Genomic DNA, 14,243 nt, shown 5'->3' with positions numbered 1-14,243 from the left:
TGGTGCTGCTGTTGCCTCGTGGGGCGCCGTCTGTCACATGAGCACCACCGGGTGGGATCCCCTGTCCGCTCCCGGCACAGCGTCCCACGGGGTGGTGCTGCTGTTGCCTTGTAGGACCCCATCTGCCACAACAGCACCACCGGGTGGGATCCTCTGTCCGCTGCCGGCCCCGACTGGAGCCCGGCCCCCGCCGAAGCCCGGCTCCGCAGCGGCACCAAAAACCCCGCCGGTCCGGTGCAGGTGCTAGGTTGGGGCAATTGTCCACAAAGTCCCGGGGGAACCATGAAAAAACCCGCAGCCATTCCGGTCCTGGCTCTGCTGCTCGTCACCGGCTGCGGCGCAGAAGCAACGGAGCCCGAAGGCGCGGAGCCTGGTGCCTCCGCTCCTGCCTCCGCCTCGGCAGCTGCCGGGTCAACCGCCGAGACGGTGGCGCTGGACTCGGCAGAGGAAACGTGCCGCAAGCTCCTCGGGACCGACGGTAACGGCCCCCTCTACCGGGCCATCTACTTCGTGAAAGACAACGGTTCAACGTTCGGCTTCGAAGGGTCCGACGGTACGGGTGCAAGCGCGCTCAACACGGAGGTCCGCGGTATTGCCGACAGCGCCCCGGAGGGCATGGACGCCCTGCTCAAGGAGTTGTCAGCCCCGATTGAAAGCGTCATACCGGCAGCGGAGGGCTCCGGTTCCGCCTGGCACTTCGATATCTACGCCTGGAGAAACGCTGTTTCGGAGATCCTGGCCCAGTGCGGGCCCTACGAGGTCACGGCCGACGACGCCGGGGCGGCGCCCGATGCGTCCGCCTCGACCAAAGCGGGCGAGGCCAGCGCCGCGTTCCCGGGCTACCCACTGATCGTAAACGCCGCCTCCGTGGACTATCGGGTGGCCGGCTGGTTCGACAGCAAGCTCGTTGACGGGCTGGTGGTTGCACTGGCGCCGGGACTCTACGCGCCGTACGACCCCAACGTTCCTGATCTGTCGGCCTACTACGTTCCGGGCGGCGTGGCCGGGGACCGCGCCATGAAGGCGACCCTCTTTCCCAACTCAGGCGCCACCGCCAGCTGGTCCGGAGTGAAGCCCGGGCCGGAGGAACCGCAGTAGGACGATAATCCGGTGCGCACCGGCGGTCACGGGCACATGCGGGCTTAAACCCTCCGGTTTGGGAAAAACCGACCGGTTTGGGAAATCCCTGCCACTGCGCAGCGGAGGGATTTCCCAAACCGGCAGAAGAATCCCAAAACGGCAGGAGAACCCCACCGGGGAATTCCCAACCGGCAGAAGAACCCCCAACTGACAGCACGCCCCTACGCGGAGGACACCAGCCGGGCCGTCCGCTCCAGGACCTCCCGGCACGCGAGAATGGCCGGACGCTGGCTTCCCGCTTCCCGGACCGAAGTGAAGATGGTCCGCCGCGGCCGGCCCGGCAGATCCAGCAGCCGGACCGTGGGCGTGCGGCCGGTCCACACCAGCTCCGGCATCAGGCCGACGGCGTTGCCGGACTCGATCAGCCGGATCTGCGCCTGCAGGTCCGCCGTTTCATACCGGACATCCGGCTCGAACCCGGCCTGCCGGCACGCCTGCTCCGCCCAATGCCGGGAGGCGGCGCCGCGGGGTTCCATCACCCAGGCGCGGGAGGCGGTGTCCGCGATGGAACGGATGTCCCCGCCGTCCAGGGGGTCGGCGGGCACCGCCAGCTGGATGGCATCCGTGGTGAGCTGCACGCGGTCCAGGCCGGGATGCCGCGGCGCGGCATGTCCGGGGTACTGTTCGGCGATCACCAGGTCGAAATCCCGGGCCCAGGTTTCATACAGTGCGGTTTCGGGTTCGCGCTGGGTCATTTCGATCCGCACCTCGGGATAGTCCCGCCCCAGGATGGTCAGGGCATCCGGCATCAGGGCCAGTGCCGCTGACTGGAAGACAGCCACCCGGACCGTTCCCGTCACGGTGGTCAGGGACTCGGCCAGATCCGCTTCCGCCCGCTCCATGGCGTCCAGGATCCCGGCGGCGTGGTCCACCAGGATCTCGGCCTGCGGAGTGAGGGTGACCCGGCGCCCGGTCTTGCGCAGCAGGGGCACACCTACCTCGTTCTCCAGCAGGGCCAACTGCTGCGACACCGAGGACGGACTGAAGTTCAGGGCCGCGGCGACGGATGCCAGCGTGCCCCGGACCTTGAGTTCGCGCAGCAGCCGCAGCCGGCGGATATCGAGCACGCGGGCACCTTTCTGATTAGTAAGCAGAGCCAAAGTGTATTGGTCGGAAAAGATCGCTTTATCTAATTAAACAACAGGCGGATACTTGGTCAGTACCTTCGGGGGGATAACTACGTGTTAGATGAAAAGAGCACCAACTAATGACCGATACCTTTGAGGACCGCGCCAGCGCCGACGCCGCCCCCAGCGCCGGGCTGGCAGAGCAGTCCGTAGCCCTCGTCCGCCGCTGGCTGACCGAGGCCTCGGCCGTCCCCGTGGATGCCTCCGCCGCGCAGCTGGCCGGCGTCCTGAAGGACCCGGACGGCCTGGGCTTCACCGTGGGCTTCGTGGACGGCGTCGTGCGCCCCGAAGATATCCGCGTCGCTGCCCGCAACCTCGCCGCCCTGGCCCCCCGCGTTCCCGGCTTCCTGCCCTGGTACATGCGCGCAGCCGTGCGTGCTGGCGGCATCCTCGGCCCGGTGGTCCCGCAGATAGTCATTCCGGCCGCCCGCAAGGTGCTGCGCGAAATGGTCGGGCACCTGATTGTCGACGCCACGGACGCGAAGCTGGGCAAGGCCATCGCCGGCATCCGCAAGGACAACACCCGGCTGAACATGAACCTCCTCGGTGAGGCAGTCCTCGGCCAGCACGAGGCAGCCCGCCGGCTGGAAGGCACCCATGCCCTCCTGGCCCGCGACGACGTCGACTACGTCTCCATCAAGGTGTCCTCCACCGTGGCCCCGCACTCCCCGTGGGCTTTCAACGAGGCCGTGCAGCACGTCATTGAATCCCTGACCCCGCTCTTCCGCCGCGCCGCGCAGTCCCCGGTGAAGAAGTTCATCAACCTGGACATGGAGGAGTACAAGGACCTGGAGATGACCATGGCGGTCTTCACCGGAATCCTCTCCCAGCCCGAGTTTAAGGATCTGGAAGCCGGCATCGTGCTCCAGGCCTACCTCCCGGATGCCCTTTCGGCCATGATGCGCCTGCAGGAATTCGCTGCCGAGCGCCGCGCCGACGGCGGTGCCGCCATCAAGGTCCGCGTGGTCAAGGGTGCCAACCTGCCCATGGAACAGGTGGAAGCCTCCCTGCACGGCTGGCCGCTGGCCACCTGGCACACCAAGGCGGACAGTGACACCAACTACAAGCGCGTCATCAACTACGCCCTGCACCCGGACCGCATCAAGAACGTGCGGATCGGCGTTGCCGGACACAACCTGTTCGACGTCGCGTTCGCCTGGCTGCTGGCGGGGGAACGCGGCGTGCGGGACGGCATCGAATTCGAAATGCTGCTGGGCATGGCCGCCGGCCAGGCCGAGGTGGTGCGCCGCGACGTCGGCAGCCTGCTGCTCTACACCCCGGTAGTGCACCCGGCGGAATTCGACGTCGCGATCGCGTACCTGATCCGCCGGCTGGAGGAAGGCGCCAGCTCGGAGAACTTCATGTCCGCCGTGTTTGAACTGGCCGACAACGAGGCATTGTTCGAACGCGAGAAGCTGCGCTTCCTGGCCTCGCTGGAGAACCTGGACACCGCCGTTCCCGCCCCGCACCGGGTGCAGGACCGCAGTCTCCCCGCCGCGGCTGCCGCTACAGACAGCTTCGACAACACCCCGGACAGCGACCCGTCGCTGCCCGCCAACCAGGCCTGGGGCCGGGGCATCCTCGCCCGCGTCCCCGGTTCCGACCTGGGCAAGGCCGCCGTGGCCGCTGCCGCCGTCGGCACCGAGGCGGAGCTCGACGCCGTCATCAAAACCGCCGTCACCAAGGGCAAGGCATGGGGTGCACTCAGCGGTGCCGAACGCGCCGAGGTCCTGCACCGCGCCGGTGAAGTCCTCGAGGCACGCCGCGCCGACCTGATGGAGGTCATGGCCGCCGAAACCGGCAAGACCCTGGACCAGTCGGACCCCGAGGTTTCCGAAGCCATCGACTTCGCGCATTACTACGCCGAGCTCGCCCGCGAACTCGACAACGTGGAGGGCGCCCGCTTCGTCCCGTCCCGCCTGACCGTGGTCACCCCGCCGTGGAACTTCCCGGTAGCCATTCCCGCCGGCTCGACCCTCGCGGCTCTGGCCGCCGGGTCCGCCGTCGTCATCAAGCCCGCCCGCCAGTCCGCCCGCTGCGGTGCGGTCATGGTGGAAGCGCTCTGGGAAGCCGGCGTTCCACGCGACGTGCTGCAGTTCGTCCAGCTGGGTGAAAAGGAACTCGGCCGCCAGCTGATTTCCAACCCGGCCGTGGACCGCGTGATCCTGACCGGCGGCTACGAGACCGCAGAACTGTTCCGCTCCTTCCGCCCCGACCTGCCGCTGCTGGCCGAAACGTCGGGCAAAAACACCGTGATCGTCACCCCGAGCGCGGACTTCGACCTCGCCGCCCGCGACGTCGCCGCGTCCGCCTTCGGGCACGCCGGACAGAAATGCTCCGCCGCTTCGTTGGTGATCCTGGTCGGTTCCGTGGCCAAGTCCCCGCGCTTCCGGAACCAGCTCGTGGACGCCGTGCAGTCGCTGAAGGTCGGCTACCCCGAAGATCCCACCACGCAGATGGGCCCGGTCATCGAGCCCGCCGCCGGCAAGCTCCTTCGGGGCCTCACCGAGCTGGGCGAAGGCGAAACCTGGCTGCTGCAGCCCGAACAGCTCGACGAGAGCGGCCGGCTGTGGAGCCCGGGCATCCGCACCGGTGTCCGCCGCGGCTCCGAATACCACCTCACCGAGTACTTCGGCCCGATCCTGGGCGTTATGACCGCCGAGACCCTCGAAGAGGCCATCGACATGGCCAACGACATCGACTACGGCCTCACCGCAGGGTTGCATTCCCTCGAGCCGGCGGAAATGGACGTCTGGCTGAACCGCATCTCCGCAGGCAACCTGTACGTGAACCGCGGCATCACCGGCGCCATCGTCCGCCGCCAGCCGTTTGGCGGCTGGAAGAAGTCCGCCGTGGGCGCGGGCACCAAGGCCGGCGGTCCGAACTACCTGATCGGCCTGGGCAACTGGGAAGCAGTGAACGGGACCTCCGAGGCACCCGCCGAGCTGCCCGCCGCGGCGCCGGCTGCACGCCTGGTCGCTGCTGCGGAAACCGCGGGCTCGGCCTTCACCGCCGACGACGCCGCCTTCCTCCGCCGCGCCGCGAACAGCGACGCGCGGGCCTGGAACGGCGAATTCGGCACCGCCAAGGACGTGTCCGCCCTATCCGCCGAGCGCAACGTCTTCCGGTACGTACCCGTTCCGGTGACTGTCCGCCTCTCCGAAGGCCAGCCCGCAGCCCTGCTGGTCCGGGTCCTGGCCGCAGCACTGACTGCCGGATCGGCAGTCAGCGTGTCCACCGCCGTCGACCTCCCGGCCGGCCTGCGGGCCGTGCTGACCGAACTCGGGCTTCAGTTCCGGGTCCAGGACGACGCCGCGTGGCTGGCTTCCGCTGCCTCGCTGACGTCCGGACGGGTCCGGCTGATCGGCGGCTCCGTGCAGGCGCTGGCCGAAGCCACCGGCGGCACTCCGGACGTTGCCGTCTACGCCCAGCCCGTCACCGAATCCGGCCGCCTGGAGCTGCTGCCGTTCCTGCATGAGCAGGCCGTCAGCATCACCGCGCACCGCTTCGGAACGCCGAACTTCCTCTCGGACGCCCTGATCTAGGCGTTCACCGGAGGTTCGGAATCCGACGCCGAGCGGGAAGCACGCAGCACGAAACGCTGCAGCTTCCCGCTCGGCGTTTTGGGTAGTTCGTCCACAAAGTGCACGGCCCGCGGGTAGGCGTGGGCGGCGTACTGGGTTTTCACCAGCTGCTGCAGTTCCGCCGCCAGCTCGGGGGAACCGGAGCCGGAGCGGAGCACCACGTACGCTTCGAGCCGTTCCCCGCGCAGCTCGTCCGGCACACCGATCACGGCACTCTCGGCCACTTCCGGGTGCGTGGCCAGCACGGATTCGACCTCGAACGGGCCGATCCGGTAGCCGGCCATGATGATCACATCGTCATCCCGGGCAGAGAAGTAGGTGTAACCGTCGGCATCCCGTGAACCGGTGTCGCCGGTGTAATACCAGCGGCCGTCGCTGCTGTAGCGTTCGGCGGTTTTCTCCGGATTGTCCGTGTACCCGCTGAACCACATCAGCGGGCTGGCCGGAACGTCAATGGCCACCCGTCCCTTCTCGCCCGGCGCGGCCGGGGAATCTTCTTCCAGCGACAGCACTTCGGTGCGGTAGCCGGGCAGGGCATGGCCCATCGAGCCGGGCCGGATCTCCCGGGACACGGATGCTTCCCAGCCGTTCACAATGCACATCCCCATTTCCGTCTGCCCGTAGTGGTCCCGCACGGCGGTGCCCAGGCAGCGGGTGGCCCAGTTGATGGTTTCCGCGTCGAGGGGCTCGCCTGCGCTGGAGGCGCGCTGCAGCGCCAGGGGGCCGACGCCGTCGGGCGCCTCGGCCCGGAGCGAGCGGAAGATAGTGGGCGCGGCCGCGAAGTTCGTGACGCCGAACCGCTCCAGCACCTGCCAGCACAGCTTCGCGCTGAAGCTGCCGCGCAGCAGCAGGTTCCGGCGGCCCGCGGCCATCGGCGCCAGGATCCCGTAGTACAGGCCGTAGGCCCAGCCCGGATCAGCGGCGTTCCAGAACACGTCCTCCTGCTGCACGTCCAGTCCGTAGTGGAAGTAGGCGGAGAACGCTTCGAGCGCCTGCACCGGTACGGGAACGCCCTTGGGTGCGCCGGTGGTGCCCGACGTGAAGATCTCCACGAGCAGGTCCTGCGGGTCCAGGACTGCCGCCGGCATGCCGGGCTGCTCGGCGGACAGCAGCTGAGTCCAGTCCAGGGCATCCGCGGCACCGTCCGCCGCACCCGCACCGGCACCGGCACCGTCCGTTCCGACAGCCAGGACCGTGAGGCCCAGCTCCGGGACCAGGGGCGCCACCTTGGCCAGCTGGTTTCCGTCGGCCACCACCAGCCGGGCACCGCTGGAAGCCAGGCGTACGGAAATGGCCGGCGTGGCAAACGCCGTGAACAACGGCACGTGGACCGCGCCCAGGCGCCACAGGCCCAGCAGCACCGTCACCAGATCACCGCTCTTGCCCATCAGGGTTGCCACCCGGTCCCCGCGGCGCACACCCAGCCGGGCGAAGGCCGCCGCGGCCCGCTCCGAACCCTCCCGCAGCTCCCCGTAGGTCAGGTCCGTGGCCGAGAGGTCCTGCTCAATGACGGTGAAGGCGACAGAGTCAGCGGGGTGCCGGTCGCACAGCAGTGCGGCGGGCGCCACCGGTTCCTGGACAGTGAGGGCGTTGAACATCTTATGCAGCTCCGTTCCATCAGGTGTGCCGTGGATCACTCCCCGGCCGTAGTCTCCATGCTAGGCCCGCTCGGGCGGGGACAGGACATTGCCTCCCCGCCGGGCGCGGTCCATGATGGGGACCGAAAGCCGTCGGGGACGGATCGGGACGGTCGGGCCGTGACCGGCGGGGCAACCGGGAGGCGGGACCATGGAGCAACTGCTCATCGGGAAGAACGCGGTGGTCTACGGCGGCGGAGGAGGCATCGGCGGCGCCGTGGCGCAGGCCTTCGCCCGGGAAGGCGCGCGGGTTTTCCTTGCCGGACGCACACCGGAGCCGCTCGAGGCCGTGGCGGAGCGGATCCGGCATGCCGGGGGTACGGCGGACATCGCGCTGCTGGATGCCACCAACGAGCGGGCGGTTAATGAACATGCAGACGACGTCGCGGTCGCCGCCGGCAGCCTGGACATCTCCATGAATGTGATCCAACACGGGGACGTGCAAGGCACCCCTATGGCTGAAATGTCCGTCGCCGATTATCTGCGGCCCGTTTCCACCGCCGTCCAGACCTTTTTCCTGACCTCGCAGGCGGCCGCCCGGCATATGATGCGCCAGCACTCCGGGGTGATCCTGGTGTTCGGCGGCTCGGGCGACCCGGTGCCCGGTCTGTACCTGGGCGGGCTGCAGACCGCGTTTGAAGCGATGGAGTCCATGCGCCGCCAGCTTTCCAGCGAACTGGGAACCCACGGGATCCGGGTGGTGACCCTGCGCAGCGGTGGTGTTCCGGAAACTCTGCCGGAAAACATGGAAGGCGCCGGCGAGATCGCCGACGCCATGATTCGCTCCACCATGCTGGGCCGCGCCGCCACGCTGGAGGATGTGGGCTATGCAGCAGCCTTCGCTGCTTCGGACCGGGCTGCCAGCATGACCGCCGCAACGCTGAACATCAGTGCCGGTGCCCTGATCGACCGCTGACCAGGTTCCGCGGCGGGGGTGCCGCTACAGCTTCCAGAGGGTGAAATCGTCCATGCTGGCCGCAGTCCGCTGACCGGTGGATTCATCGCGGATCCAGACGGTGGACAGGCCGGGGGCCGTGTCCTGGACCTCGCCGTGGAAATAGATTGTGCCGCCGCTGCGCGCTTCAACAATGTCTCCGCGGCGGAGGGAACGGATGCTGCGCACGCGCTTTGCTCGTGCTGTTGTGGAGGGGGAGTGGGCACTGGCTACCGGCAAAAGGCATCTCCTGAATTAGTTGATACTTACACTAACCAGCGCATAGCCCTTAAATATTCCCGTTCGCGTATGGACCCCTGACCGGCGGGCAGTGCGCCGGGTAGGATTCGGCCATGGATATCGTCGATTTCCTGGTCACGCGTTTCCAGGAAGACATCTCCGAGGCCCGCAAACTACTCGCATCCTCCGACGTTTCGCTCTCCGACCGCTGGTACGAGGAGCGGCTGCTGAAGGAATGCGAAACGAAGCTCATGCTCATCGAGATCATCGGGGGCGCCCGTCGCCATGCCCTCTCGCGCATGATTGTTGACCCCGACGACGATCCCCAATTCCGTGAGGAGCTGGAGTGGACCCGGCTGGCGCTCTCCGCCCTCGCCGCCGTGCACGAGGACCATCCGGACTTCCAGGACAACTGGCGCCTGACGCAGGAACGCCCCTAGCGGTCCGTTCGCTGCCAGCGATGCCAGAAGGTGCGGCACCGGCCTGCGGGCCATAGATTGGTTGCATGAGTGAAATGCCAAAAGCCCCGTCCGCCGGGCCTGTTCCGGACGCCGCCGGCCTCCTCCGCCAGCTCGCCGACTTTCACAAGGTAGCCACCACGTTCACCGGCTGGGACGGTTCCGAGCAGCAGGTATCCGACGCCACGCTGCGCAGCGTCCTTTCCGCACTGGGCCTGGCCGTCGAATCGGAACAGGACCTGGAACGGTCCCTCGCCGAGTCAAAGGCCGCCGCCTGGAAGCGCCCGCTGCCGCCGACCGCCGTCGTGCGCCAGGGCGCCCCCGGCAGCGTGCCCGTCCACCTGCCGGCGGGCAGCGCCGCGAAACTGACCCTGCGGCTGGAAGACGGCTCAGAGCAGGAACTGGCGTGGCCGGAGCAGCCCGAGGAGGAGCGGGAGATCGACGGCTCGGCCGTGGCACGTACCCTGGTTCCCCTGCCCGAGGGGCTGGAGCTGGGCTGGCACCGGCTGGAAGTGGCAAGCGGCGACATCTCCGGCAGTGCCGTGCTGGTGGTTACCCCGGACCGGCTCGACACCGCGGATAAGCTGGAAGCCGACCGCGCCTGGGGCGTGCAGGCCCAGCTCTACTCGGTCCGCTCTTCCCGGTCCTGGGGGATCGGTGACCTGACCGATCTGGCGGATCTGGCCGCCGTCGCCGGCACGGATTACGACGCCGGGTTTGTCCTGATCAACCCGCTGCACGCCGCGGAACCCGTGCCGCCGATTGAACCCTCCCCGTACCTGCCAACCACCCGGCGGTTCTTCAACCCGCTGTACATCCGGGTGGAAGCAGTGCCGGAATACGCCTACCTGACCGACGGCCAGCGGCAGGCCGCCGAAGAGGCGGCCCGATCCCTGTATCCGGCCGACACCTCCGCGGCGGAACTGGACCGCAATGCCAGCTACGCGGCCAAGCTCCGCGTGCTGCAGGACGTGTACCAGGTGGAACGCAGCCCGAGCCGGCAGAAACAGTTCGACGCCTTCAAGGCCGACGCCGGTCAGGGCCTGGAGAACTTCGCACGCTGGTGCGCCCTGGCCGAGGAACTGGCCCCCGGCGCACGGGAATGGGCCGAGGCCACGGGTCCGGGCAGCGACTACGTGGTCCGTCAGCTGCCTCGGCTGCAGGAACGCATTGACTTCTTCAAGTGGCTGCAGTGGATCTGCGACGAACAGCTGGAGGGCGTGCAGCTGGCCGCGAAGAAGGCGGGCATGGGGATCGGCGTGATCCACGACCTCGCCGTGGGTGTGCACCCCAGCGGCGCCGATGCGTGGATGCTGCGGGACGTGCTGACCTCCGGCATCTCCGTCGGCGCCCCGCCGGACATGTTCAACCAGCGCGGCCAGGACTGGAGCCAGCCGCCGTGGCACCCCGGACGGCTGGCCGAGTCCGGCTACGCGGCCTACCGGGACATGATCCGCACCATCCTCCGGCATGCCGGCGGCATCCGGGTGGACCACATCCTGGGCCTGTTCCGGCTCTGGTGGATCCCGCAGGAGGCCGCTTCACCGGGTGAGGGCGCGTATGTCTACTACGACCACGAGGCGATGATCGGGATCCTCGCGCTGGAGGCGCAGCGGGCCGGCGCCGTCGTCATCGGTGAGGACCTGGGCGTCTTTGAGCCGTGGGTCCAGGAATACCTCGGGGAGCGCGGGGTGCTGGGCACTTCCATCCTGTGGTTCGAGCAGACCGAGCACGGCCCGCGCGATCCGGAGGAATACCGGGTGGGCGCCCTGACCAGCGTCAATACCCATGACCTCCCGCCGACCGCCGGCTACCTGGCCGGCGAACACGTGAACCTGCGCGAGTCCCTCGGCCTGCTCAACCGTCCGGTGGAGGAAGAGCGGAAGGCGGACAGCGAGGGACAGGAAGCCGTCCTGGAGGCGCTCCGGCAGCGCGGACTGCTGCCCGAATCCGCCTCCGAGCAGGTGGCCGGCCAGATGCACGGCGAGGAGGTGCAGCAGACGGTGGAGGCGCTGCACGAATTCATCCTGCAGACGCCGTCGGTGCTTCTAGGCGTGGCCCTGGCCGACCTGGTGGGCGAGAAAAAGACCCAGAACCAGCCGGGGACCGCCGATGAGTATCCGAACTGGCGGATTCCCCTCTGCGGTCCCGACGGCGAGGCGGTGCTGCTGGACGACCTGGAGCAGAACGAAAGGTTCCGCTCCCTGGCCGCCCTGATGCAAAAGGGTATCTAGGGTTACAACCCGCCTCCGCCTTCGGGCGTTGCGGCGGTCAAGGCCAAGTGCCGGTGCGGTGGTCTGCTTTGCGGACCGCCGCACCGTTTTTTTGCGCATTTCCCGGGTCCCTGCCGGTACGCGGGGGAAAAATACTGTTGACATTCTCAACGATCCGGGGTGACATGGAGCCAGCCACCGTCACGGGTATAAGCATCGCCCGTCAGGGTAACGGCCAGCGCACCACTCTTACCACCACAATGAAGAGGTAGGTCATGAGGAACACGATCACCAGGAAACTGTCCACTGCTGCGGCAGGCGGAGTTCTGCTGGCACTGGCACTGACGGGTTGCTCCGGCGGTTCGACCGCCGGATCCGACGCCGGGTCGTCGCCGTCGGGCAGCGAAAGTTCCGGCAGCGGTGAACTTCAGCAGGTAGTGGTGGGGGTGTTGTCCATCGCACCGTCCTCGGCCATGCAGTACGGCATCGATGAAGGCATTTTCGAGAAGCACGGGCTGGAGATCGAGCTCCAGCGCGGCACCGGCGGGGCAGCCATGCTGCCGGCGGTCTCCACTGGCGACATCCATTTTGCCGTGGGTAACCCGCTGTCGGTCATGGTGGCCAAGGACAAGGGCCTGGATATGAAGATCGTGTCCGGGTACTCCAATTCCCTCGCCGAAGGCGATGACATCAACGGTGTGGTGGCGCGCGCGGACTCCGGGATCACGTCCTTCGCCGATCTGGAAGGCAAAACCACCACCGTCAACGCGGTCAATACCCAGGGCGATCTGACCATCATGGAAAGCGCCGCCCTGGCCGGCGCCGATCCGGAGCAGCTCAACTTCAACGAGCTGCCGTTCCAGGATATGGAGGCCGCGCTCGAGCGAGGCAATACGGACGCGGTCTGGCTGCCCGAGCCTTTCCTGAGCCGCGCCCTGGCCAATCCCGACTACGTCCTGGTGGGCTATCCGAACCAGGAAGCGGTCGCCGGGATGCCTACGATGGTCACGTTTACCTCCGGCCGGTATGCGGAGGAAAACGAGGACACCGTCACGGCCTTCAAGGAGGCCGTCACCGAAACGCTCACCCAGGCGCAGGCCAACGTCGACGACGTCCGCGCCACCCTTCCGACGTTCATGGGGATGGACGCGGCAGTCGCCGAGAACCTGAAGATGGAGGAGTTCGACGGCGAACTCCGAAGCGACGAGCTGGATGACCTGGGCGCACTCATGCTGAAGTACGAGTTCGTGGCAAAGGAACCGGACGTCGATGCCATGACGGTGCAGTAGCGCCATGGAGAATCAGGGGCTGGGATCGTGGATACACCGCCGGCGCCTGAAGTCCGCCGGCCGGACGGCACTCGTCTTCCAGGGCCGGGGCATCAGCTACACGGAGTTGGACGAGCGGATCAACCGGCTGGCACAGGCACTGCGTGCCTCCGGTGTGGGCCACGGGTCCCGGGTGGCGTTCCTCGGGGACAACCATCCCGCATTCCTGGAGACGTTTTTCGCCGCCGGAACGCTGGGTGCCGTCTTTGTTCCGTTGAACACCCGCCTGGCGCCGCCCGAAATTCAGTTTGCGCTGCAGGATTCGGGCAGCTCGGTGCTGGTGTACACCGGTGCGCTCGCCCGGCTGGCGCAGCTGGGGTCAGCCGGCACCTCGGTGACGGTTCGGCTGGAGGTGGCCGACGGCGCCGCGCCGGCTGACGGTCCCGCCCCGGCCGGCGGTCCGGCAGCGGACGAGGCGGCCGGGTCGGGCGGGTCGGGCGGAGCAAACGTGTCCGACTTCGACGCCGTGATCGCCGGGGCATCTCCGGACCGGCTGGACCTGCCGGTCGGGGGAGACGACGGGGCGATGATCCTCTACACCTCCGGCACCACCGGCCGGCCCAAAGGCGCCCTGCTGTCCCACGCCAACCTGGCCTGGAACTGCTACAACGTGCTGGTGGACTATGACGTGTCCGGGACGGAGGTTGCACTGATGATCTCCCCGATGTTCCACGTCGCCTCCCTGGACATGGGCGTGCTGCCGGTGCTCCTCAAGGGCGGAACGGTGGTGCTGGAAACCAGGTTCGAACCGGGCCGCACGCTTGCCGCGATTGAACAGTATGGCGCTACCTACATCAGCGGCGTGCCCACCACGTACCAGATGCTGTGCGAACATCCGGACTGGGACAAGCGGGACATCAGCTCGCTGACCACCATCACCTGCGGCGGATCCGCAGTGCCCCTGCGGGTCCTGGAAGCCTATGAAGCCCGCGGGTTGTCCTTCTCCAACGGCTACGGAATGACCGAAACGGCTCCGGGCGCCACGGCGCTTCCGGCCGCCCGGTCCAGGGAAAAGGCCGGTTCCGCCGGATTGCCGCACTTCTTCACCGACGTGCGGATCACGGGCCCGGACGGCGGAGTGCTCCCTGCGGGTGAGGTGGGGGAAATCCAGATTTCCGGCCCCAACGTTATCCGCTCCTATTGGAACCGGCCCGACGCCACTGCGGAAGCCTATGCGGAGGACTCCTGGTTCCGGTCGGGGGACATGGGCTATTTCGACGACGACGGATACCTGTTCATTTCCGACCGGCTGAAGGACATGATCATTTCCGGCGGGGAAAACATTTATCCGGCCGAGGTCGAGCAGGTTATTGCGGAGCTGGAAGCCGTGGCAGCCGTTGCCGTGATCGGGGTGCCGGACAGCAGATGGGGTGAAGTTCCCCGCGCCGTCATCAGCCTGCGGGAGGGATACACGCTGACGGCCGATGAAGTGCAGGAACACCTCTTCGGCCGCCTGGCCCGGTACAAGGTGCCGCGCACCGTGACGATGGTGGAGGACTTTCCCCGAACCGCGAGCGGAAAGATCCGCAAGGCCGAGCTGCGCCGGCAATACCCGGACTGACTGCAGCCCAAATGAAACAGG

The 14,243-nt window shown here is 67.7% G+C and carries 10 protein-coding genes; 7 read left to right on the top strand and 3 right to left on the bottom strand.

Annotated elements, in window-relative coordinates:
• Nucleotides 1-282: 282 nt before the first annotated feature.
• On the top strand, nucleotides 283-1,098 hold the full coding sequence (locus LOC56_RS03875; RefSeq protein ID WP_229950663.1) for a hypothetical protein: 816 nt from the start codon (nucleotides 283-285) through the stop codon (nucleotides 1,096-1,098).
• 203 nt (nucleotides 1,099-1,301) lie between these two features.
• Here LOC56_RS03875 and LOC56_RS03870 read toward each other — a convergent pair whose 3' ends face one another.
• Entirely contained in the window at nucleotides 1,302-2,207 is a 906-nt protein-coding gene (locus tag LOC56_RS03870; protein WP_229950660.1) for a LysR substrate-binding domain-containing protein, read from the bottom strand.
• A 140-nt stretch (nucleotides 2,208-2,347) separates the two neighbouring features.
• Between LOC56_RS03870 and LOC56_RS03865 the strand changes: the two genes are divergently transcribed.
• Complete coding sequence (locus LOC56_RS03865) at nucleotides 2,348-5,812, top strand: bifunctional proline dehydrogenase/L-glutamate gamma-semialdehyde dehydrogenase (protein WP_229950657.1); 3,465 nt, start codon at nucleotides 2,348-2,350, stop codon at nucleotides 5,810-5,812.
• Here LOC56_RS03865 and LOC56_RS03860 read toward each other — a convergent pair.
• Entirely contained in the window at nucleotides 5,809-7,449 is a 1,641-nt protein-coding gene (locus LOC56_RS03860) for an AMP-binding protein (protein WP_229950654.1), read from the bottom strand. The two genes, LOC56_RS03865 and LOC56_RS03860, sit on opposite strands and share 4 nt — an antisense overlap.
• 190 nt (nucleotides 7,450-7,639) lie before the next feature.
• On the opposite strand from LOC56_RS03860, the gene LOC56_RS03855 reads away from it, so the two are divergent.
• Complete coding sequence (locus LOC56_RS03855; RefSeq protein ID WP_229950653.1) at nucleotides 7,640-8,404, top strand: SDR family NAD(P)-dependent oxidoreductase; 765 nt, start codon at nucleotides 7,640-7,642, stop codon at nucleotides 8,402-8,404.
• Between the two features lie 24 nt (nucleotides 8,405-8,428).
• Here the strand turns inward: LOC56_RS03855 and LOC56_RS03850 are convergent, their stop codons facing one another.
• Nucleotides 8,429-8,611, bottom strand: coding sequence for a hypothetical protein (locus LOC56_RS03850; RefSeq protein WP_229950651.1), 183 nt, complete (start codon nucleotides 8,609-8,611; stop codon nucleotides 8,429-8,431).
• 164 nt (nucleotides 8,612-8,775) lie between these two features.
• On the opposite strand from LOC56_RS03850, the gene LOC56_RS03845 reads away from it, so the two are divergent.
• The 4 genes from LOC56_RS03845 to LOC56_RS03830 all read left to right on the top strand — a co-directional run bounded on the left by LOC56_RS03845 (nucleotide 8,776) and on the right by LOC56_RS03830 (nucleotide 14,222).
• On the top strand, nucleotides 8,776-9,102 hold the full coding sequence (locus tag LOC56_RS03845) for a DUF6221 family protein (RefSeq protein WP_229950649.1): 327 nt from the start codon (nucleotides 8,776-8,778) through the stop codon (nucleotides 9,100-9,102).
• A 65-nt stretch (nucleotides 9,103-9,167) separates the two neighbouring features.
• A complete protein-coding gene (gene malQ / locus LOC56_RS03840) occupies nucleotides 9,168-11,354 on the top strand; it encodes a 4-alpha-glucanotransferase (RefSeq protein ID WP_229950648.1) in 2,187 nt (728 codons plus the stop codon).
• Nucleotides 11,355-11,608: 254 nt separating this feature from the next.
• Complete coding sequence (locus LOC56_RS03835; protein WP_229950647.1) at nucleotides 11,609-12,622, top strand: ABC transporter substrate-binding protein; 1,014 nt, start codon at nucleotides 11,609-11,611, stop codon at nucleotides 12,620-12,622.
• Between the two features lie 4 nt (nucleotides 12,623-12,626).
• Nucleotides 12,627-14,222 carry an acyl-CoA synthetase gene (locus LOC56_RS03830; RefSeq protein WP_229950645.1) on the top strand — a complete coding sequence of 532 codons (1,596 nt, stop codon included), beginning with the start codon at nucleotides 12,627-12,629 and terminating at the stop codon, nucleotides 14,220-14,222.
• The last annotated feature ends 21 nt before the right edge of the window (nucleotides 14,223-14,243 follow it).

Origin of the sequence: Arthrobacter sp. zg-Y179, from assembly GCF_020907345.1 — a bacterium.
GTDB classification, from domain to species: domain Bacteria; phylum Actinomycetota; class Actinomycetes; order Actinomycetales; family Micrococcaceae; genus Arthrobacter_B; species Arthrobacter_B jinronghuae.
Note: the sequence above shows the minus strand (reverse complement) of the source record. Positions and strands in the feature narration are given on the sequence as shown.

Bases quoted from the DNA above. Each gene is read 5' to 3' on its own strand.
- LOC56_RS03875 (WP_229950663.1), top strand. From the start codon at position 283: ATGAAAAAACCCGCAGCCATTCCGGTCCTGGCTCTGCTGCTCGTCACC.
- LOC56_RS03865 (WP_229950657.1), top strand. From the start codon at position 2,348: ATGACCGATACCTTTGAGGACCGCGCCAGCGCCGACGCCGCCCCCAGC.
- LOC56_RS03860 (WP_229950654.1), bottom strand. From the start codon at position 7,449: ATGTTCAACGCCCTCACTGTCCAGGAACCGGTGGCGCCCGCCGCACTG.
- LOC56_RS03855 (WP_229950653.1), top strand. From the start codon at position 7,640: ATGGAGCAACTGCTCATCGGGAAGAACGCGGTGGTCTACGGCGGCGGA.
- LOC56_RS03845 (WP_229950649.1), top strand. From the start codon at position 8,776: ATGGATATCGTCGATTTCCTGGTCACGCGTTTCCAGGAAGACATCTCC.
- malQ (WP_229950648.1), top strand. From the start codon at position 9,168: ATGAGTGAAATGCCAAAAGCCCCGTCCGCCGGGCCTGTTCCGGACGCC.
- LOC56_RS03835 (WP_229950647.1), top strand. From the start codon at position 11,609: ATGAGGAACACGATCACCAGGAAACTGTCCACTGCTGCGGCAGGCGGA.
- LOC56_RS03830 (WP_229950645.1), top strand. From the start codon at position 12,627: ATGGAGAATCAGGGGCTGGGATCGTGGATACACCGCCGGCGCCTGAAG.